The sequence below is a fragment of the Streptomyces sp. NBC_01669 genome (assembly GCF_026339735.1).
GTDB lineage: Bacteria > Actinomycetota > Actinomycetes > Streptomycetales > Streptomycetaceae > Streptomyces > Streptomyces yanii.
Map to the genome: position 1 here is coordinate 8,245,855 of NZ_JAPEQG010000001.1, position 19,687 is coordinate 8,265,541.

The following is a 19,687-nucleotide window of genomic DNA, read 5'->3' on the forward strand; positions in this document are numbered from 1 at the left end:
GGGTCCCGCCACCGCGGACGGACCGGTGTTCCCTCCGCTCATCGGTCCGGTGCGGCCTTGGGACGGGCGTAGGTACGCCCCTTCCAGGCCGCGCCGCGGCCGCGGTGGTGCTGCACCGCCGAATCCACCGTCATCAGCAGATACAGCACGGCGGTGAACGGCAGCAACGGCGCGAGCCACATCGACTGCCGGTAGTAGCCGAGCATCGGCATGTACGTCCCTGCCATCACCGCCCACGCCGCGCCACCCGCCCACGCCGCCGGCCGGTCGCCATGCAGCAGCCCTGCCGCCAGCGTGACCGGCGGGGCGAGATAGACGAGCGCGAGACCCAGCACCGTACCGATGAGCAGAACCGTGCTGTGCCGCAACTGTGCGTACGCGCTGCGCGAGACCATCCGCCACAGATCCGCCAGCCGGGGATACGGCCGCACACTGTCCACCCGCTCCGCGAGCCCCAGCCAGATCCGCCCGCCGCTGCGCTTCACCGCACGGGCCAGCGACACGTCGTCGATGACCGCCTGCCGGATGGACTCCGGAACCCGCGCCCGCTCGGCGGCCCCGGTCCGCAGCAGAACACAGCCGCCCGCCGCGGCCGCGGTCCGTGCCTTCGCACGGTTCACCCACCGGAACGGATAGAGCTGCGAGAAGAAGTACACGAACGCCGGCACGACAAGGCGCTCCCAGACACTCGCCACCCGCAGCCGGGCCATCTGAGAGACCAGATCGAACCCGCCGGAACAGGCGGCGGCCACCAGCTCCCGCAGACTGTCCGGCTCATGCGCGATGTCCGCGTCCGTGAGCAGCAGAAATTCCGGCGCCGGCTCCCGGGCCCGCGCAAGCGCGATCCCGTGCCGTACGGCCCAGAGCTTGCCCGTCCAGCCGGACTCCGGCTCCCCGGGAGACACCACCGTCACCGGCAGCCCGCCGTACCGCACGGACAGCGCACGGGCAAGATCACCGGTGCCGTCCTTGCTGCAGTCGTCGACCAGGAAGATCTCCGCTACCCCCGGATAGTCCTGCGCCTGCAGCGACGGCAGGCTCACCGGCAGCATGTCGGCTTCGTCACGCGCGGGCACGACGATCGCGACCGACGGCCAGCGGTCCGGCGCCGCACGCCGAGGCAGCCGCTGGTCGGTCCGCCAGAAGAACCCCTGTCCCAGCAGCAGCCACACCCATGCGGCCAGCGAACCCACGGCGATCCAGGCAACGGCGCTCATTTGCCGCAGTCTGCCCCACTCCGACGAGACCGCAAGGGCGGTCGACTATGGTGACCGGGTGAAGATCGCGCTCATGGACTCAGGAATCGGCCTGCTCCCGGCGGCCGCCGCGGTACGTCGGCTGAGGCCGGACGCCGATCTAGTGCTCTCCTCCGACCCCGAAAGCATGCCCTGGGGTCCGCGGACGCCACAGGACCTGACCGCGCACGCGCTGGCCGTGGCCCGCGCGGCCGCCGCCCACCGGCCCGACGCGCTGATCGTCGCCTGCAACACCGCCTCCGTACATGCCCTGCCGACGCTCCGCGCCGCGCTGGAACCCACGCTGCCCGTCATCGGCACCGTCCCCGCGATCAAGCCGGCCGCGGCCGGTGGCGGACCCGTCGCCATCTGGGCGACCCCCGCCACGACGGGCAGTCCGTACCAGCGCGGACTCATCCGGGAATTCGCCGGCTCCGTCGACGTCACCGAGGTCCCCTGCCCCGGTCTCGCGGACGCCGTGCAGAACGCGGACGAAGCCGCGATCGACCGTGCCGTCGCCGCAGCCGCCGCGCTCACTCCACCGGGCGTACGGGCCGTCGTTCTCGGCTGCACCCATTACGAACTGGTCGCCGAACGGATCCGTGCCGCCGTACAGCAGCCGGGCCTGCCGCCCGTAGCACTGCACGGCTCCGCCGGGGCCGTCGCCGCCCAGGCGCTGCGCCGGATCGGGGTCGCACCCGCCCCCTCGGCCGAACCGGCCACCTCCCTCACCGTGCTCCTGAGCGGCCGTGAAGCCGAGCTGCCGGCAGCCGCCCTGACCTACGCCGAGGGGCGGCTGCTGGCAGCCGTCAGCCCCGCCCACTGAGCTGGCGTCGACTCGGCGAGGGCCCGCCCGGCCCATCCCGGATGCCCGGATTCTGAGTACGCTGCTGGCATGAGGGACCACCCCCGGAAACCGAGCGAGACCGGTGCCGAGGCGGCTCCCGCCGTCTGGACCGGCCGGGCCACCAACAAGGCGCAGTGGGTGCTCGCCGCAGCCGGTGCGGCGTGCATGGCACTGGGTATCGAGCTCGCCGTGAGCTCCAACTGGACCTCCGGCATCGCCCCCCTGCTGATGTCGGTGATCGGCTGCGTGGCGGCCGGACTGCTCATGCTGTTCGGGACGCTCGCCTTTGTGAATGTGGCCGTGCGGGTCGACGGAGACGCTCTGGAAGTTCGCTGCGGCCACATGGGTCTGCCGCGTCGGCGGATCCTGCTCACCCATGTGGTCGGGGCGGATTTCGTCCCCCGGATCACCCCCCGCCAATGGGGCGGCTGGGGCTATCGGTGGCGCCCCGAGCAGGGGACGGCCGTGGTGGTCCGCAGGGGAGAAGGCCTGGTGCTCAAGCTCGGCGACGGGCGGACGTTCACCGTGACGGTGGACGATGCGCAAGAGGGCGTACGGTTCATCCGCGAACGGCTCCACCTGCGGGCGGCCGACGCAACTGCCGGGACCTGAGCGGTCAGCGGTGCCGTACCCGTCAGAGGGGGGTGCGACCGACCCGCGGACGGCGTCCGGCCGCGGTCCCCGTGCCGTACCCGGCACGGTCCGCATCCTCGTCACCGTCCGTACGGGATGTGTCCGGCGTGCCGTCCCCGATCGGCTGCCGGGCCGAGGCCAGCCCCGCGAGCAGCCCCACGCCCGCCGTCACCGGCGTGAAGCTCAGCACGTTCCCGACACTCGCCAGCGCCGCCAATGCGGTGAGCGCGGAGCCCGCCGCCAGCACGACCGCCGTGCTGCGGGGTGAGCGCCACAGCACGTACAGCAGCCAGCCGAACGCCGCCCCCAGCAGCGCCAGCCCCACGATCCCCTGCTCGGCGGCCTGCTGCAGCGGCGCCGAGTGGGGCTTCCCGTCCGACCGCACGGTCTGCTGGGCGGTGGGGCTGAGCTCGGCGAACCGGTCGGGCCCGATGCCCAGCAGGGGATGTTCCTCGGCGAGATCCACCGCGTCCTGCCAGAGCAGCACCCGGTTCCGGGTGAGCTGCCCCTCCAGGGAGACCATCAGCCCGTCGGGCAGCGCATCCTCGGCCACCGCCCATGACGTACCGACGACCAGCGCCGTGACCAGCGCCAGCCCGGTCAGACCGAGCAGTCTGCGGCGCATCCTGACCGCGGCCAACGAACTGAGCAGCACTCCGAGCGCCGTGACGAACCCGGCCACCGAGTGCAGGGCCGACGCGGCGCAGGCGGCGCCGAGCGCGAGCAGCCGCAGCGTGAGACGCATCGGTGCCCGACGGGCCGCGGCGGCCGCACAGCAGGCGGCGCCCGCGGCCAGCACCAGCAGCGCGGCCGCCGCCCCGGTGTGACCGGGCGCGACATCGGCAGAGGCGGTGGCGCCCGGCATACCACCGCGCCAGACGAGCGCCAGGACGAGGGCGGCGACGGCGGCGACCGCCGCGGTGGCCACCGGCAGCAGCGTGCCGCAGATCCGGCCGCAGGCGAACCCCGCGGCGACTGCCAGGAGCGCCAGCAGCACACCCTCCGGCCTCGTCTCCCGCCCGGCCGCGCTGATCAAGGACCAGATCGCGCAGGCGGCGAGGATCACGGCTCCGGCGGCATCGGACGCGCTGCCGCGTTCCCGAGCCCCGTACCGGCCCGCCCGTGCAGTCATCGCGTCCGACCCCCCGAACTGTGACCGTCCCGTCCACGACGGCCGGATCCGGCCGGTCGGCGGGGGACTGGCGCACACGGTAACGGGAGTGGTGCGGGTTTGTGGAGGTATAGCGCAGGAACGATCCGGCAGGAAGCATTCCGAATGCATTCCGTCCCCGCCCCGGGTCTGCCCCGCGCTTGCCTCACCACCGTAGACTCCGCCAGGTGAGCGCCACCATCAGCCCAGTCGACGACCCGCAGTCCTCCGCCACTCAGCCGCGGGAGAGACGGTTCCTGCCGCGGCTCGCACGGCCGGCCGCGGCCGTGCTGTCGGGTGTGCTGCTGTATCTGAGCTTCCCGCCCCGACCGCTGTGGTGGCTGGTTCTGCCCGGTTTCGCACTGCTCGGCTGGGTCCTGCACGGCCGTCGGCTGCGCGCCGGATTCGGCCTCGGCCTGCTCGCCGGGCTCGGCTTCATGCTGCCGCTGCTGCACTGGACGGGCGAGGAGGTCGGTCCGGTGCCGTGGCTGGCGCTCGCCACCGCCGAAGCGCTGTTCGTCGCCGTGGGCTGCATCGGGGTCGCCGCCGTGTCCCGGCTCGCCTGGTGGCCGGTCTGGGCCGCCGCGGTCTGGGCCCTGGACGAGGCGGTCCGGGCCCGGGTGCCGTTCGGCGGATTCCCCTGGGGCAAGATCGCCTTCGGGCAGGCCGACAGCGTGTTCCTGCCGCTCGCGGCGGTGGGCGGCACGCCGCTGCTCTCGTTCGCGGTGGTGCTGTGCGGCTTCGGGTTGTTCGAAGCGGTCCGTTCCTTCCGTGCCTACCGCAGCACCGGTCGGATCCCCCGCGCCGCGGTCGCCGCCGCGGCCGCGACCGTCCTCGTACCCCTGGCCGCGGCGTTGGCCGCGCGCCCGCTCGTCGACGACTCTGCGGAGGACGGAACCGCGACCGTCGCCGCGATCCAGGGCAATGTGCCGCGCCTCGGACTCGACTTCAACGCCCAGCGCCGCGCCGTTCTTGACAACCACGCGCGCCGCACCGAACAGCTTGCCCGCGAGGTGAAGGCGGGCAAGGTACCGCAGCCCGACTTCGTCCTGTGGCCCGAGAACTCCTCCGATCTCGATCCCTACCGCAATGCCGACGCGCGGATCGTCATCGACGAAGCGGTGAAGGCGATCAACGCCCCCACCGTGGTCGGCGCGGTCATCGAGCCCGACACCGGCAAGCTGCGCAACACCCTCATCCAGTGGGACCCTTCGGGCGGCCCCGTCGCCACGTACGACAAGCGCCATGTCCAGCCGTTCGGCGAATACATGCCGATGCGTTCGTTCGCACGCATCTTCAGCTCCGACGTCGACCGGGTGCAGCGCGACTTCGGACCGGGCAAGAAGGTCGGCGTGTTCGACCTCGCGGGCACCAAGGTGGGGCTCGTCACCTGCTACGAGGCCGCGTTCGACGACGCCGTACGCGACACGGTCGAACACGGCAGCCAGCTGATCGCGGTCCCCAGCAACAACGCCACCTTCGGGCGCAGCGAGATGACGTACCAGCAGCTGGCCATGAGCCGGGTGCGGGCCGTGGAACACAGCCGGTCCGTCGTCGTCCCCGTCACCAGCGGCGTCAGCGCGGTCATCCGCCCGGACGGGACGATCGTCCAGAAGACGAAGATGTTCACCCCGGACGCGCTGGTGGACAAGGTGCCGCTGCGCTCCTCGCTGACCCCCGCGACCCGGCTGGGCACGCTCCCCGAAGGGCTGCTCGTGCTGATCGCCGCAGCGGGCATGGGCTGGGTGACCGTCAGGTCGGTACGGGCGCGCCGCGGACGCTGAACGGTGGCGTGTGCCACGTAGGGTCGGCGCATGGCCATTCCTGACTTCATCCGTGAAATCCGTGCCACGGCGGGCACACAGCTGCTTCTGCTGCCGGGCGTCAGCGCCGTGGTCTTCGACGACGAGGGCAGGGTTCTGCTCGGCAGACGCTCGGACACCGGCAAGTGGGCGCTCATCGGCGGCATCTGCGAACCGGGGGAGCAGCCCGCGACGACGGCGGTGCGCGAGGTGTACGAGGAGACCGCCGTGCACTGTGTGGCGGAGCGGGTGGTGCTCACCCAGGCGCTGAACCCCGTGCAGTACGCCAATGGCGACCGGTGCCAGTTCATGGACATCACCTTCCGCTGCCGGGCGACCGGCGGTCAGGCGCGCGTCAATGACGACGAGTCCCTGGAGGTGGACTGGTTCCCGCTCGACGCCCTGCCGCCGTTGAACGAGTTCGGCCGCTTCCGGATCAAGCAGTCCCTGAGCGACGAACCGACCTGGTTCGAGCCGACGGTCCAGCCGTGACGCGCTAGTACACGCGCCGTGGCCGGACGGGCCGGTAACCCGGCCCGTCCGGCCACCGGAACTCAGGCGGTACGGGCATCGGCGGGCAGCACCGCGGGCGCGTCCGGCTCCGCCGTCGCCTCGATGTCCGCGAGATCCCGGTGCCTGGTCTCCTTGGCGCACACGACCGCCAGCACGGTGATGAGCGCCGCGGCGATGACGTACAGCGAGATCGGTGTCGAGCTGTGGTAGTCCGCGAGCAGCGCGGTGGCGATGAGCGGAGCCGGAGCACCGGCCGCGACCGATGAGAACTGCGCACCGATCGACGCACCCGAGTACCGCATCCGGGTCGCGAACATCTCCGAGAAGAAGGCCGCCTGAGGCGCGTACATCGCTCCGTGGAAGATGAGCCCGACGGTGACGGCGAGCAGCAGACTGCCGAAGCTGCGGCTGTCGATCAGTGCGAAGAACGGGAACATCCACAGCCCCACACCGACCGCCCCGATCAGATAGATGGGCTTGCGGCCGAACCGGTCCGACAGTGCGCCCCACACCGGGATGACCGCGAAGTGGATGGCAGAGGCGATGAGTACGGCGTTCAGCGCCGTCTGCTTGCTCAGGTCGGCGGCCGTCATCGCGTAGACGAGGACGAACGCGGTGATCACGTAGTAGCTGATGTTCTCCGCCATCCTGGCGCCCATGGCGATGAGCACATCCCGCCAGTGGTGCCGCAGCACGGCGACGAGCGGCATCTTCTCGGCCGCCGCGACGGCCCCCCTGCGCGCCTCGGCCTGCGCCAGCGCAGCCTTGAACACCGGTGATTCATCGACAGAGAGACGAATCCACAAGCCGACGATCACGAGCACACCGGAGAGCAGGAACGGGATGCGCCAGCCCCAGGACCCGAAGGCGGAATCCGAAAGCAGCGCGGTGAGCGCGGAGAGCACCCCGGTCGCGAGCAGCTGCCCGGCCGGCGCCCCGGTCTGCGGCCAGGAGGCCCAGAACCCACGCCGCTTCGCATCCCCGTGTTCCGATACGAGGAGCACAGCCCCGCCCCACTCACCACCGAGGGCGAAGCCCTGCACCAGTCGCAGGACCGTGAGCAGTACCGGCGCGGCGACACCGACGGTGGCGTGCGTCGGCAGCAGCCCGATGGCGAAGGTCGCCCCACCCATCAGCAGCAGACTCAGCACCAGCAGCTTCTTGCGGCCGAGCCGGTCGCCGTAGTGCCCGAACACCAGGGCGCCCAGCGGCCGGGCGGCGAAGCCGACCGCGTAGGTGAGGAAGGAGAGGAGCGTTCCGACGAGCGGTTCGGACTCGGGGAAGAACAGCTTGGGGAAGACCAGCGCGGCTGCTGACCCGTAGAGAAAGAAGTCGTACCACTCGATGGTGGTCCCGATGAGGCTCGCGGCGACGATGCGCTTGAGTGAGCGGGTGGTCGGTGGAGCGGATGCCGAGGCAGCCATGGATACCACTTCCGGACGGTTGCGGGGACGTTTCCGTGTCGCCACACCGTAGGAACGGGCAGGTCAGAGGCGTATGTGGTGGGAGACCATAGTTCCGGAGGCGGCTGTGCGCGCGGCCACCATGAGGCAGGGGTTCGCGCGCCCTCGGGAGCCGGCTGAGCGGGGTACGGGCGCCTTTCGGACTTGCGTCGTTCGGCAGCCAGTGCAGCCCTCTTCGGAGCGTCTCCGTCCGAGGGGCGAGGTGCCGGAAGGAGTGGTGATGGACGCCGACATACCGCGTTCGGCGGCCGGCCCCGATCAGCCGACTCACCGACCTCACGGGGCAAAACACCTGGGCCATATCCGTCGGATCATGTGAATGCCGGCTGACGCGTTGCTCTCGTCATGGGGCGGGGTGATCTGACAAATCTCCAGTGGACCCGGCTGGAGCCGCATCTGCCTGCTCACTTGGCCGATACCGCTGTGCACCGGCACGGCTTGGGTGATGATGGCGGTCATGGCATTGTCGACGGCGTTCACAGAATTGTTCGGTGTGCAGCACCCGATTGCGCTGGCGCCGATGGGAGGGTCGGCCGGTGGCGCCCTGGCGGCGGCCGTCTCTCGCGGCGGAGGACTCGGGCTGTCGGGCGCGGGGAACGGGGACCGCGGCTGGCTGGCCCGTGAGTTGCCGATCGTTGCGGAGACCGGGAAGCCGTGGGGGGTCGGCTTCCTGGCCTGGGCTACCGATGTCGGCGCGGTCGAGCATGCGCTGGAGCACAGCCCCAGGGCGGTGATGTTGTCCTTCGGTGATCCGAGCCCGTTCGTCGACCGGATCCGTGAGGCGGGCGCGTCGCTGATCATTCAGGTCACCGATCTGGACGAAGCCAGGCGGGCTGTGGACGTGGGCGCCGATGTCATTGTGGCGCAGGGCACCGAGAGCGGTGGGCACGGTGCCCGGCGGGGGCGATCCACCCTGCCGTTCGTACCCGCCGTGGTCGATCTGGCGGCACCGGTGCCCGTGCTGGCGGCCGGCGGGATCGCCGACGGCCGCGGTGTGGCCGCAGCCCTGGCCCTCGGCGCCGCCGGGGCGCTCATCGGAACCCGCTTCCAAGCCACCACCGAGGCCCTTGCCGACCCCGCGACCATCAAAGCGATCATCGAGGGAGGTGGGGAGGACACCGAGCGCAGCAGCGTGCTGGATATCGCCCGAGGTTCCCAGTGGCCGTCGAAGTACACCGCCCGCACCCTGGGCCACCCCTACCTTGACCGGTGGCGGGGCCGGGAAGCCGAACTCGCCGCGGATGCCCAGGCCAAGCAGGACTATCACGATGCCGCGGCACGAGGAGACGTTCCCTCGTTGCCCCTCTGGGCGAGCGAGGGCATCGACCTCATCAACGACCTGCCCACCGCAGCCGATCTCGTCGCCACGCTGGCCGCGCAGGCTGAGGGCGCGCTGGGCCGGGCGGGAAGGCGTTGACTCAAAGGGCCTGCCCGACGTGGTCACGGCCGGGCCATCAGCCGCAACCGGCCATCCGCCGGTCAAGTCCCCAGGCCACGCACGGCTACTGAGGCTGACATCCGCAACTGGCCGTCCCTGGGGAATACCGGATGGCCGCTACACAAGCGGCCCACCTGACCGTCACCGACATAGACGCAGAGAACTCCGGCGCTCCGCGCTCAGGATGCGTTTACCTCCCCGACTGAAGCCGGGGACACCCACGCAAGATCAGGGATGGAGGACGGTCGCGACGGTTGTCGGGTGGCCTTGTGCGCGGCCGTCGGGGCCGGACGTGGGGCGCGCATCGCCGGAGGGATGCCGGCCAGTGCACCGATGGCTGGAGGGGAAGGGGGAGGGCCGGCCGCGGGTCGCTGACGGCCGGGTTCATCCCAAATTCCTTGCGTGGATACCCCGTGCTTCAGCTCGGGGAGGAAACGCATCCTTGGCCCGTAGCCGCGAAGCGGCGGAGTCCGGGTGCGTATCCGTTCTGGCCGTTCGGTGTTCACGAACGGATCTGATAGTTTGTGAGATGTGAAGACCGAGCTGGTGAAGCGGGCGTTCAAGTACCGTTTCCACCCCACGAACGAGCAGGCAGCGGAGCTGTCGCGCACGTTCGGGTGTGTCCGCAAGGTCTACAACCTGGCGTTGGAAGCCCGCACGGTGGCGTGGTTCCAGCGTCAGGAGCGGGTGAACTACAACGCCACCTCGGCGATGCTGACGCAGTGGAAGAAGACCGACGAGCTGGCCTTCCTGTCCGAGGTGTCGTCGGTGCCGTTGCAGCAGACGCTGCGGCATCTGCAAGGGGCGTTCTCGAACTTCTTCGAGGGCCGGGCGAAGTATCCCCGGTTCAAGTCGAAGAAGAAGACCCGCCGCTCCGCCGAGTACACCAAGTCGGCGTTCACGTACCGCGACGGTGTGCTGACGCTCGCGAAAATGAGGAACCCGCTCGCGATCGTGTGGTCCCGGCCGCTCCCGGCGGGGGCGGAGCCGTCCATGGTGACCGTGTCCCAGGACAGCGCGGGCCGCTGGTTCGTGTCCATGCTGTGTGAGGACGCGTCCGTCAAGCCCCTGTCGAGGCTGGATACGGCGGTCGGGATCGATGCCGGAATCACCAGCCTCGTGACGCTGTCCACCGGGGAGAAGGTCACCAACCCACGCCATGAACGCCAAGACCGTGCACGCCTGGCCAGGGCGCAGCGGGTCCTGGCGAAGAAGGAGGAGGGCTCCCGCAACCGGGACAAGGCCCGCGTCAAGGTCGCCAAGGTGCATGCCCGGATCGCCGACCGGCGCCGGGACTTCCTGCACCAGCTCACCACTCGGCTCGTTCGTGAGAACCAAACGATCGTGATCGAGGACCTGAGCGTCCGCAACATGGTCAGGAACAGGAGTCTCGCCCGCGCCATCTCGGACGCGGCCTGGACCGACATGCGCTCGATGCTGGAGTACAAGTGCACCTGGTACGGAAGGAACCTGGTCGCCGTCGACCGTTGGTTCCCCTCCACCAGACTGTGCTCCGCGTGCGGCACCATCCGGGAGAAACTGCCGTTGAACGTCCGCGCGTGGACGTGCGACTGCGGCACCACGCATGACCGCGATGTGAACGCGGCACGCAACATTCTGGCCGCCGGGCTGGCGGTTACGGCCTGTGGAGCGGGTGTAAGACCTCAACGGGAGTCCTCCCGGACGGGGCAACTTGCTGCGAAGCAGGAAACCTTCACTGCGAAGTGAGGAATCCCCCTCGTTCACGAGGGGGAGGATGTCAACCCCTCCAGCGGGTACGTCGGCCCCGGCCGCATCAACGTGCCGTCTGCTGAACGTAGTGACAGCGATACCGCCGGATCGTCACGCGGGCTGCGGGGAACGAGGGCGCGGCAGTAAACCGCTGTCGCGGATGGGGCTGTCCCGCGATCGGTCGACGCCGCGGGGTGCTACGCGGCGGAGGAGGGAAGCTGCTTCATCTCGTCGACGGCCTGTCGCACGGTGATGGCCGAGGTGTAGAGGATGGTGCCGGGCTTGATCTTGCCGGAGTCGCCGCCGTGGGGGCGGACCTGGATGGTGCGCTCGCCCAGGTAGGTGTAGCTCTTGGCGTCGAAGATCCATTCGGTGCGGGCGCCGGAGGTTTCGTCGAGCCGCGCGACGGCCACGCCGTGGCGGCCGGCTGCGTCCACGGCGTCCTTGACCTGGACCACGCCGGGGATCTTGGCCGCGGTCTTGAAGAGGGAGACGTTGAGATCGGCGGGGGGCATGGATTCGTTGAGGAGATCCCCGATGGTGGTGAAGGCCTGCTGGTCGGGACTGTTGCCCTGTCCCTTGGTCTCCTTGTAGATCTTCGCCAAGAGTGCGTCGGGGTCGGTGGTCAGGGTGGCGAGATAGTCGTAGGACGGGCCGCCCAGCCGTGCGGGTTCGATCTCACCCTTCTCGTTGATGTGGTCGATGGTCTCGCCGCCGGGCGGGGAGACGGCCGGGTCGATGAGCCAGCCCTTCGCGCCGTCGGTCGAGCGCCAGGTCTGTCGGCGGTGGATGCCATCGCTGACGACGGTGGTCTTGTCGCCGACTGTCTTCTCGTAGGTGGTGCCGACCTGGCTCTCGATATAGACGTACTGCCCCGAATGCACGGTGGGCGCCGGGTTCTTCGCCGCGGTCAGCGAGATCTGGTTGAGCAGCTGTGGCACACCCTGGGTGGTACCCGCACCGACCTGTGCAGTGAGCGCCGGCCCGGCGACGGGGGATTCGTTACCGCTGCCGGATTCGGTGAGGGTGAGGACACCGGCGGCGATCACGGCCAGCGAGCAGGCGGCGGCCGGGATGACGATCAGGGGCCGCATGAACCCGCGGCGCCGCGCGGGTGCGGTGGCCGGGGCGGCCGACTGGGTGTCCTGGTGGATGAAGTTCATCAGTTCTTCCCTGTGGAAGGCGTGGCGGCCCGCGGGAAGGTCGGCTTCCTCGAGGGAGACCAGACGCGCGGTCTCCTGCCATTCATCAGGCATAAGACGGGACTGGCTCATGTTCACCGGGTTCCTTCCTGTACGGGCCGGGCCGCGATGTTGCGGTCCCCTCTTACCTGTCGATCCACAGGTCGGGGTTCCCGGAAATCTGCCTGCATTTCCGTATCCGCGAGTTTGCGCAGCTTGGTCCGGGCCCGTGAGAGACGGGAGCGGACCGTTCCGACGGGGATGCCCAGGACCTGGGCGGTGGTGGCGTAGTCCAGGCCCTGCCACAGGCACAGGCTGAGCACTTCGCGCTCGGTGCGCCGCAGCCCGGAGAGAGCGGTGGCGGTGGCGGCCAGGCGCCGGCGGTCGTCGATCCGGCCGGCGACCTCGTCGGCGTGATCGGCCACAGCAGTCTCTGCTTGGGCGGCGGCGAGGGCGGCCGCCTTGAAGCGGCGGTTGCTGCGAGACTGGGCGCGGACCAGGTTGGTGGCGATGCCCAGCAGCCAGGGGCGCAGGGTGCCGCCGTCGGCGTCGAGCCGCTGATGGCCCCGCCATGCTTCCATGAACGTCGCGGACACCACGTCCTCGGCCGCTGCCCAGTCCGCGGTCAGTCGAAAGGCATGGTTGTAGAGGGTTCGCGCGTACTCGTCGAAGAGTTCCGCGAAGGCCTGCGGATCCCCTGCGCGTATACGCGCGCGCATAGTTGTCGTCACATCAATCAGCTGTCGATTCTGAGCACGGGGTTCCCGAGACGTGAGTCACAGGGATCATGCCCTCGGACGGTCCCGCGGCGGAATAACCACAAAGTCCGTTCCTGTGTGCCGTCGATCGCTCACATCCGCAGCCGGTTGTGAGCTCGGGCCCGACGGCGGCGAGCGTACCCCAGCAGAGCCCACCGGAGCCGCACGTCCCCTTGGCCGGTACCGGCCCCCCGGGCTGTTGGTCGAAGTTCGACCAAGCGCTCCCGACATCGGAATTTCGAGCGGCCCTGGGCCTCATGATCCTGGAACTGACGGCGCTGGTTGCCATTGACGCTGGTCAGCAGGTCCAGCCGCCGGGCCTCACCGTGTCGGTGGCGCGGGGGAGGCCACCCAGGAACCGGCGGTCACCTCGTCGGATTCGAGCACGTCCTCGCCGTAGAGATCCTGCAGCCAGTTGGTCTGGTAAATGGTGTCGAGGTACCGCTCGCCGAGATCCGGGCCGACGGCCACCGCGGTGAGATCGGGGGCGTCATGCCGGGCCAACCAGTCCGTTGCGCCGCTGACCACCGTGCCGGTGGAGCCGCCGAACAGGAATCCGCGCCGGGCCAGACGATGGCAGGTACGGACGGTGTCCGCCTCCTCGACACGTATCACCTCATCCACATAGGACTCGTCGAGCAGTGGCGGGCGCATGCTCATCCCCAGGCCGGGAATCATCCGGCGGCCCGGCGAACCACCGAAGGACACCGAGCCGACGCTGTCCACGGCGATGATCCGCACCGGCCGGTGCCACTCCCGGAAGTAGCGCGCGCAACCCATCAGGGTGCCTGTGGTGCCGGCCCCGACGAACAGCACGTCCAGCCGCGGGAACTGGCGGGCGATCTCCGGTGCTGTCCTGCGGTAGTGCGCCTTCCAGTTGCTCGGATTGGTGTACTGACTGAGCCACACGTACCGGTCGTCGGAGGCGCACAGCGCACGGACGTACTCGATCCGCGCGCCGAGAAAGCCGCCGTTGGCCTCCTGCCCGGCGATCATGTGCACCTGGCTGCCCAACGCCTCCATCATCATCCTGGTCGACAGGTTGCCGCGGGAGTCCGTCACACACAGGAACCGGTAGCCCTTGCTTGCCGCGATCATGCTCAGCGCCACGCCGAGGTTTCCGGACGAGGACTCGACCAGGATCGATTCCGGCGTGAGGATTCCATCCCGCTCTGCGCTCTCCACCATCTCGGTCGCGGCCTTCAATTTGATCGAGCCGGCGAAGTTGAAGCCCTCACACTTCAGGAAGAGCGAGTGCCCGAAGATCGACCGAAGGTCGACATAGAGCTCCTCTTCGTTGAAGGCGTAGGGATCGGATACGACGGGCACGATGGTCTCCTCTGTCTGGAGCAGAGCACTTCCGGAACGTCCATCCGACCGTGGGCGGGCTTATCGCTCTTGCGGGCGGGAGCCAGTGCCCAACCGGGCCGGACGGGGCCCTGCGTCAGCGGTCGCTGTCTCGTACGCCCTGTCCTGCGGCGATTTGACCGGCGATCTCTCCTGGGATGAGTCCTGGACAAGCCTCCTGGGCTCCGGGCGGACTCATCCGTAACGGCTCAGTTCGTGGAAGAAGTCGTCGACGACGTGCAACTCTCCGCGGCGGACCACTTCGTCGTAGACGTCTTTGCCCACCGCGAGGTCGAGCACCCCGAGGCCGAAGGGCGAGAACACCACCGGCCGGTCCGCCGGCACCGTCACGCGCCCGGCCATCACGTCGTCCAACGTGCCGTGCAGGAAGTCCCGGTTGCCGGTGAGCTGCTCGGCCAGATGCGGCGAGGTGTCGGCTTTCAGACAGTGCTCGATGTCATCGACGATGTTGGCCGAGGCGAGCAGGATCTCCGGCGCGAGGTCGCGCAGCGACACGTGCAGCACCAGCGGATGGTGTGCGAACCATGACAGGTCGCCGACATGCGGCCGGCCGGCGACGGTGGCGAAGACCACCAGGTCGCTGTGTCGGATCAACTGCTCGGCGCTGTCGTGCACGGTGATCCGGCCGGTGGTCCCCGACTGCTCCAGGTAGCACCGGAAGCCTGCCGCGCTGTCGGCGGACAGGTCGTGCACACCGATCTCGTCGAACGACCAGCCGGTGCCGGCCAGGAAGGTGTGGATGTAACGGGCGATCAGGCCCACCCCGACGAACCCGACACGCGTCGGTCGCGGCCGGTCGCGGCTGAGCCAGTCGGCCGCCGACGCCGCCGACGCGGCCGTCCTGGTGGCGCTGATGATCGAGCTCTCCAGGCAGGCGAACGGGTAGCCGGTGTCATGGTCGTTGAGGATCAGCACGGCGGAGGCCCTCGGAATGCCGGCCGTCACGTTCTCCGGAAAGCTGGAGATCCACTTCAGGCCGTCCACCCCCACCTCGCCGCCGATCGAGGCGGGCAGCGCGATGATCCGTGAGGACGGGCGGTCGGGGAAGCGCAGGAAGTACGACGGCGGGTTCACCGAATCACCGGCGCCGTGCACCCGGTAGGTGGCCTCGACCAACTCCACGAGCTGTTTCTCGCGCCCGTGCAGTGCGCGCTGGACCTGGGCACCGGAGATCACGGCGAACGGGGGCACGGTGACCGGAGCGGACCTTGCGGACTTCGTAGCGGTGGAACCGATGGTGGTCATCCCGCGGTCACCTCGACGGTCGGCGAGCAGTCGGCCAGACGCACCGGGTCGGCCATGGCGACGAGCACCTCGCGCGGCCCTTCGAAGGGCTCCCTGCTGTGCGCGGTCCGGACATTGTCGACGAGCATCAGGTCGCCGGTCTGCCACGGCTCGCGTGCGGTGTTGGCCTCGTAGACGCTGTTGAGCAGTTGCACGACGTCCTCGCCGATCGGGTCGCCGTTGCCGAAGCGGGTGTTGAACGGCAGCCCGTCGGCGCCGTAGACGTCGACCAGGTACTCGCGCACCTCGGGGGCCATCGTCCACTCGTTGAGGAACGCGATCTGGTTGAACCAGCAACGTCGGCCGGTGACCGGGTGACGCACCACGGCGCTGCGGCGCTGTCTGGTGCGCAGTCCGCCGTCGGGCTGCCACTCGAACGTGATCGCGTTGGCACGGCAGTAGCTCTCGACGGCGCCACGGTCCGCGGTGCCGAACGCCTCGGCGACGGACGCCCCGATCTCGTCGTTGTAGCTGCGGGTGAGCAGCCAGCCCTCCCGCTCGAACCGCTCGGTCAGGTCGGCGGGCAGCGCGTCGAGCACGGTCGGTGAGTCGGCCACCGCGGTTGCCCCGCCGGTGGTGGGCGCGCCGAGACAGGCGAACATCATCAGGCTGGGGAACTCAAGCGTGTAGCTCAGTTCGTGGTGCATGCACATCGGCTGGTTTGGCGGCCACTTCGATGAGGAGTACACGCCGTCGGAGTAGGTCCGTCGGGGCGCGAAGACCTCCTTCTCGGTCATCAGACCGGTGGCCAGTCCCGAGAAGACGGCGCCGGTCCCGTCCACGTCGCGCAGCCCGAGGCCGCGGACCAGGACCGAACCGTGCTCGGCGACGACAGCGCGCAGCGCGTCCCGGTGCTCGGCCGCCCAGCTCAGCGCGTCGCCGGTGGCCCCGGCCCGGAGGAGAGGAGGTTTGCCGGTTTCGAGTTCGACGTCGAGCGGCGACACCGTGGATATGGAAGACATCTCGGTTTCCTTTCAGTTGCCGGTCAGGAAGAAGCGAACAGTTCGGCGCCGCGCAGCACGGCCTGTGCCGCTTCGGTAGGACGGGTACGCAGGAAGTAGTGGCCGCCGTCGGTGAGTTCGTGCAGGTCGACCTGCTCGGCGAGGAGCTGCCAGTCGCGATGGCGACGCGAGTACTCCGCCGTGCTCGGGTCGTCGGCGGCAACGACCACGGTGACCGGCGCGGTCAGCTTCAGCGTCGGCGGGCTGTCCAGGGCGTCGGCGAAATAGCGGTGTGCGGACAGGCAGTCGTGCCGGTAGGCGGCACCGATGTGCTCGGCGTGCTGTGCATCCAGCTCACCGAGCTCGGGGTACCCGCCGTCCGCGCTCAGCATGCCGGTGATCTCGGCGTCGCTGCGCCGGGTCAGCTCGGTGATGCCGGCGCGCCGGTCGGCGGCGTTGCCGAGCAGCTGCGCGCCGAGGAACACCCGCTGGACGTCCACCCCGCGCTCCTGCAGCTTCCTGGCCGTCTCCACGGCCAACGCGGCGCCCGAGGAGTGGCCCCAGAGCAGGACCCTGGTCAGGCCACGCCGGATGATCTCGACGACGACCTGCTCGACCACCTGTGCCATCGGCGCGAACGGCTCGCTCCCGGCGGCCACGTCGTGACCGGGCAGCTCGACCGCGTAGACCGCCGGCCTGCCGCTCGGCAGCGCCCCGGCCATCGGCTGGAAGTTCACCGCGTTGCCGCCGGCGTAGGGGAAGCACACCAGGGCAGCAGCCTGCGTACCGTCCGATTCCGACAGTGGCTGAAGCAGCCCGGAGCGCCCGGAGCACAGCTCGGACCTGCCGTCGACCAGCCCGGCCAGATCGGCCAGGATCGGGTGACGGGTGACGTCCTTGAGGGACACCGCACGGTCCAGGGTGATCGCCAGCTTCACTGCCGACAGTGACGTGCCGCCCCGGTCGAAGAAGTGGTCCCGCCGTCCGATCTGGTTCTGGGGGATGCCGAGCACCTTGGCCCATGCGGCCGCCAGCTGCTGTTCGGTCGGCGTATTCGGCGCGCGGTACTCGTCCTGGACGAGGCCGAGTTCTCCGGCGAGTGCCTGCAAAGTCTTCCTGTCGATCTTGCTGTTGGCCGTCAGGGGCAGACTTTCCCGCCAGTGGAAGGCCGACGGGACCATGTAATCGGGCAGCGACTCACCGAGCCTGTCCAGCAGGACGTCTTCCTCGAGTGGCCGCCGACCGGAGTAGAACGCCACCAGGTGCTTGCTCTGGTCGGCCCGCTCGGTGACCACCACTGCTCCGTCGCGTACACCGGGCACCCGCAACAGGGTGTTCTCGATCTCGCCGATCTCGATCCGGAAGCCACGAATCTTTACCTGGGTGTCCCGGCGGCCGAGGAACTCCAGCTTGCCCTCGGGCTGCCAGCGGCCGTAGTCGCCGCCCCGGTAGAGCCGGGCGCCCGGACGGTGCGGATCGGTCAGGTAGGCCTGCCGGGTGCGCTCGGGGTCGTTGACGTATCCGCGGCCGACGCAGACGCCGGAGAAGACGATCAGACCGGGGGCGCCGAGCGGCACCGGGGTCAGGTGCTCGTCGACGACATAGACGTGCACGTTGTTGACCGCGGGACCCAGCGGGACCCGGTCCCCGTCGGGCGCGCGGTCCATGACCTCGTGGTTGGTGTCGTCCGACGTCTCGGTCAGTCCGTAGGCGTTGACCAGTTTGATTCCGGGCTGGGCGGCGAACCAGCGCTGCGTGAGCTCCTTCTTCAGCGCCTCGCCGGTGACCGACACGCACCGCAGGTCCGGCAGCTCGCGCGGGTGCTGCGTCAGGCACGACACGACGACGTCCAGGTAGGAGGGTACGACCTGGAGGACGGCGACCCGGTCGTCAACGATCTTGTCGACGAACCGCTGGACGTCCAGGATCACCTCCTGCTCCACCAGCAGGGTCCGCGCCCCGATCAGGAGCCCGGACACCAGTTGCCACAGCGAGATGTCGAAGCACTGGGGTGCGGTCTGGGCGACCACCTGTCCCTCGCTGATCCCCAGGTCGTCGATCTTGGCGTAGAGGTGGTTGAGCATGCCCGCGTGCTCGCACATCGCGCCCTTGGGCTCCCCGGTGGACCCCGAGGTGAAATAGATGTAGGCGAGCTGGTCCGGTGCGACGTGGAGGCCCAGATCGTCGTCGGCATGGTCCTCCTCGTAGGCTGCGCCGACGAAGAGCTTCTGGACCCCGGACAGCGATTCGAGGGCCTGGTCGAGCGTGGAAGTGCTGCCGGGTTCGGTCAGCACGAGCTCGCATGCGGCACGGGAGAGCATGGTTGCGAGGCGATCGGCCGGGAAATGCGGCTCGATGGGCAGGTACACGCCGCCGGCCTTGAAGACCGCGAGCACGGCGGCCATCCAGTCCAGGTTGCGCTCGGTCACCACCGCGACGACACCCTCGGGGCGAAGCCCCCGCTCCAGCAGGGCCCGTCCCAACCGGTTGGCACGCGCGTTCAGTTCCTGATACGTCAGCTGCCGCTCTCCGTGGGTCGCCGCGACGGCGTCCGGGTGTGCCGCCACCCGCTGCTCGAACAACTCGTGGAACCGGCGGTCCGGGAGCTCCCGGCGCGGACCGGCGAGCCCCTCGAGCTGGAAGCGGAGTTCCTCGGCGGAGAGCAGGCTCTGCCGCCCGTGCTCGGCGTCCGGATCGGCGGCGATCAGCGCGAGCGCGGTGAGGTGGTATCCGGCGATCCTGACGGCGCAGTCCGCGTCGAGCGCGTCGGTCCGGTACCGCAGCCGCAGCACGAGCCGACCGCGGCGTTGCGAAAATCCCACCCACAGCACGGTGTCATCGGCGAGTTCGCCGCCCGAGCCGTGCGGATCGAACACGGTCTCCATCGACGGTTCGGCCAGGCCCAGTTCGCGCCTGAGCTCATCGACCGGAAAGTCCTTGTGCGCCGGCAGATCTGACGTGACTCGATGGGTGTCCAGCAGCAGCGTCCGCCACGAGTGGGGTTCGGTCGTCAGCAGGCAGGGCAGCGGCCGGCTGCCTTCCGCCGTGACGTAACCGGTCGCGACCTCGTGCTCGCCGGACAGCGCGGCGAGCACCTTGGCGTGCGCGGCCAGCAGTACAGAGTCGAGTGGCATCGTCAGGTTCTCGGCCAGCCGGCCCAACGCTGCCACGACGTCGTCCGGGACCGTCGCCTCGTGTTCGCCGACGCCCGTCATCGGATTGAGCGTCCACCGCGGTATTGCGGTGAATTCACCGGCGACGAGCACAGCGCGCCAGAACTCCCGGTCGGCCTGTACGTGCATTCCCATCTGGTCGTCCCTCTCCATTCACCGTCGCCACCGTG

General features: G+C 69.6%; 15 protein-coding genes. 6 read left to right on the forward strand and 9 right to left on the reverse strand.

Annotated features, from left to right (window positions below; genetic code table 11):
* Nucleotides 1-38: 38 nt before the first annotated feature.
* Nucleotides 39-1,217 carry a glycosyltransferase gene (locus OG972_RS36870; protein WP_266988917.1) on the reverse strand — a complete coding sequence of 393 codons (1,179 nt, stop codon included), beginning with the start codon at nt 1,215-1,217 and terminating at the stop codon, nt 39-41.
* A 58-nt stretch (nt 1,218-1,275) separates the two neighbouring features.
* Between OG972_RS36870 and OG972_RS36875 the strand changes: the two genes are divergently transcribed.
* The gene (locus OG972_RS36875; protein ID WP_266988919.1) at nt 1,276-2,061 is read left to right on the forward strand and encodes a glutamate racemase; all 786 of its coding nucleotides are present in this window, start codon (nt 1,276-1,278) and stop codon (nt 2,059-2,061) included.
* Nucleotides 2,062-2,130: 69 nt separating this feature from the next.
* A complete protein-coding gene (locus OG972_RS36880; RefSeq protein WP_266988921.1) occupies nt 2,131-2,694 on the forward strand; it encodes a hypothetical protein in 564 nt (187 codons plus the stop codon).
* Nucleotides 2,695-2,716: 22 nt separating this feature from the next.
* Here OG972_RS36880 and OG972_RS36885 read toward each other — a convergent pair whose 3' ends face one another.
* Nucleotides 2,717-3,847, reverse strand: coding sequence for an O-antigen ligase (locus OG972_RS36885; RefSeq protein WP_266988923.1), 1,131 nt, complete (start codon nt 3,845-3,847; stop codon nt 2,717-2,719).
* 206 nt (nt 3,848-4,053) lie between these two features.
* Here OG972_RS36885 and lnt point away from each other — a divergent pair, with 206 nt between their 5' ends.
* Nucleotides 4,054-5,649: an apolipoprotein N-acyltransferase gene (gene lnt / locus OG972_RS36890; protein ID WP_266988925.1), complete on the forward strand. Its 1,596-nt coding sequence runs from the start codon at nt 4,054-4,056 to the stop codon at nt 5,647-5,649.
* Between the two features lie 30 nt (nt 5,650-5,679).
* A complete protein-coding gene (locus OG972_RS36895; RefSeq protein WP_266988927.1) occupies nt 5,680-6,159 on the forward strand; it encodes an NUDIX domain-containing protein in 480 nt (159 codons plus the stop codon).
* A 62-nt stretch (nt 6,160-6,221) separates the two neighbouring features.
* Here OG972_RS36895 and OG972_RS36900 read toward each other — a convergent pair whose 3' ends face one another.
* Nucleotides 6,222-7,604 (reverse strand): MFS transporter, encoded by a 1,383-nt coding sequence (locus OG972_RS36900; RefSeq protein WP_266988929.1) that lies wholly within the window; start codon nt 7,602-7,604, stop codon nt 6,222-6,224.
* Nucleotides 7,605-8,100: 496 nt separating this feature from the next.
* Here OG972_RS36900 and OG972_RS36905 point away from each other — a divergent pair, with 496 nt between their 5' ends.
* Nucleotides 8,101-9,060: a nitronate monooxygenase family protein gene (locus tag OG972_RS36905; protein ID WP_266988931.1), complete on the forward strand. Its 960-nt coding sequence runs from the start codon at nt 8,101-8,103 to the stop codon at nt 9,058-9,060.
* A 552-nt stretch (nt 9,061-9,612) separates the two neighbouring features.
* A complete protein-coding gene (locus OG972_RS36910) occupies nt 9,613-10,809 on the forward strand; it encodes an RNA-guided endonuclease TnpB family protein (protein WP_266988933.1) in 1,197 nt (398 codons plus the stop codon).
* A gap of 200 nt (nt 10,810-11,009) precedes the next feature.
* On the opposite strand, the gene OG972_RS36915 is transcribed toward OG972_RS36910, so the two are convergent.
* From OG972_RS36915 to OG972_RS36940, 6 genes are all read right to left on the reverse strand, one after another.
* A complete protein-coding gene (locus tag OG972_RS36915) occupies nt 11,010-12,086 on the reverse strand; it encodes a CU044_5270 family protein (protein ID WP_323135921.1) in 1,077 nt (358 codons plus the stop codon).
* 2 nt (nt 12,087-12,088) lie between these two features.
* Nucleotides 12,089-12,712 carry an RNA polymerase sigma factor gene (locus tag OG972_RS36920; protein WP_266988937.1) on the reverse strand — a complete coding sequence of 208 codons (624 nt, stop codon included), beginning with the start codon at nt 12,710-12,712 and terminating at the stop codon, nt 12,089-12,091.
* 360 nt (nt 12,713-13,072) lie between these two features.
* Nucleotides 13,073-14,080 carry a 2,3-diaminopropionate biosynthesis protein SbnA gene (gene sbnA, locus OG972_RS36925; protein ID WP_266988939.1) on the reverse strand — a complete coding sequence of 336 codons (1,008 nt, stop codon included), beginning with the start codon at nt 14,078-14,080 and terminating at the stop codon, nt 13,073-13,075.
* 213 nt (nt 14,081-14,293) lie between these two features.
* Nucleotides 14,294-15,364: a 2,3-diaminopropionate biosynthesis protein SbnB gene (gene sbnB / locus OG972_RS36930; RefSeq protein WP_266988941.1), complete on the reverse strand. Its 1,071-nt coding sequence runs from the start codon at nt 15,362-15,364 to the stop codon at nt 14,294-14,296.
* Entirely contained in the window at nt 15,361-16,365 is a 1,005-nt protein-coding gene (locus OG972_RS36935) for a TauD/TfdA family dioxygenase (protein ID WP_266988943.1), read from the reverse strand. The genes sbnB and OG972_RS36935 overlap by 4 nt, the downstream gene beginning before the upstream one ends.
* Before the next feature lie 23 nt (nt 16,366-16,388).
* Entirely contained in the window at nt 16,389-19,652 is a 3,264-nt protein-coding gene (locus tag OG972_RS36940) for an amino acid adenylation domain-containing protein (RefSeq protein ID WP_266988945.1), read from the reverse strand.
* Nucleotides 19,653-19,687: the final 35 nt, after the last annotated feature.

What these genes read in the sequence shown, in the direction of transcription:
- OG972_RS36870 (WP_266988917.1), bottom strand. Translation starts at nt 1,217, where the DNA reads ATGAGCGCCGTTGCCTGGATCGCCGTGGGTTCGCTGGCCGCATGGGTG.
- OG972_RS36880 (WP_266988921.1), top strand. Translation starts at nt 2,131, where the DNA reads ATGAGGGACCACCCCCGGAAACCGAGCGAGACCGGTGCCGAGGCGGCT.
- OG972_RS36885 (WP_266988923.1), bottom strand. Translation starts at nt 3,847, where the DNA reads ATGACTGCACGGGCGGGCCGGTACGGGGCTCGGGAACGCGGCAGCGCG.
- OG972_RS36895 (WP_266988927.1), top strand. Translation starts at nt 5,680, where the DNA reads ATGGCCATTCCTGACTTCATCCGTGAAATCCGTGCCACGGCGGGCACA.
- OG972_RS36900 (WP_266988929.1), bottom strand. Translation starts at nt 7,604, where the DNA reads ATGGCTGCCTCGGCATCCGCTCCACCGACCACCCGCTCACTCAAGCGC.
- OG972_RS36905 (WP_266988931.1), top strand. Translation starts at nt 8,101, where the DNA reads ATGGCATTGTCGACGGCGTTCACAGAATTGTTCGGTGTGCAGCACCCG.
- OG972_RS36915 (WP_323135921.1), bottom strand. Translation starts at nt 12,086, where the DNA reads ATGAGCCAGTCCCGTCTTATGCCTGATGAATGGCAGGAGACCGCGCGT.
- OG972_RS36920 (WP_266988937.1), bottom strand. Translation starts at nt 12,712, where the DNA reads ATGCGCGCGCGTATACGCGCAGGGGATCCGCAGGCCTTCGCGGAACTC.
- sbnB (WP_266988941.1), bottom strand. Translation starts at nt 15,364, where the DNA reads ATGACCACCATCGGTTCCACCGCTACGAAGTCCGCAAGGTCCGCTCCG.
- OG972_RS36935 (WP_266988943.1), bottom strand. Translation starts at nt 16,365, where the DNA reads ATGTCTTCCATATCCACGGTGTCGCCGCTCGACGTCGAACTCGAAACC.
- OG972_RS36940 (WP_266988945.1), bottom strand. Translation starts at nt 19,652, where the DNA reads ATGGGAATGCACGTACAGGCCGACCGGGAGTTCTGGCGCGCTGTGCTC.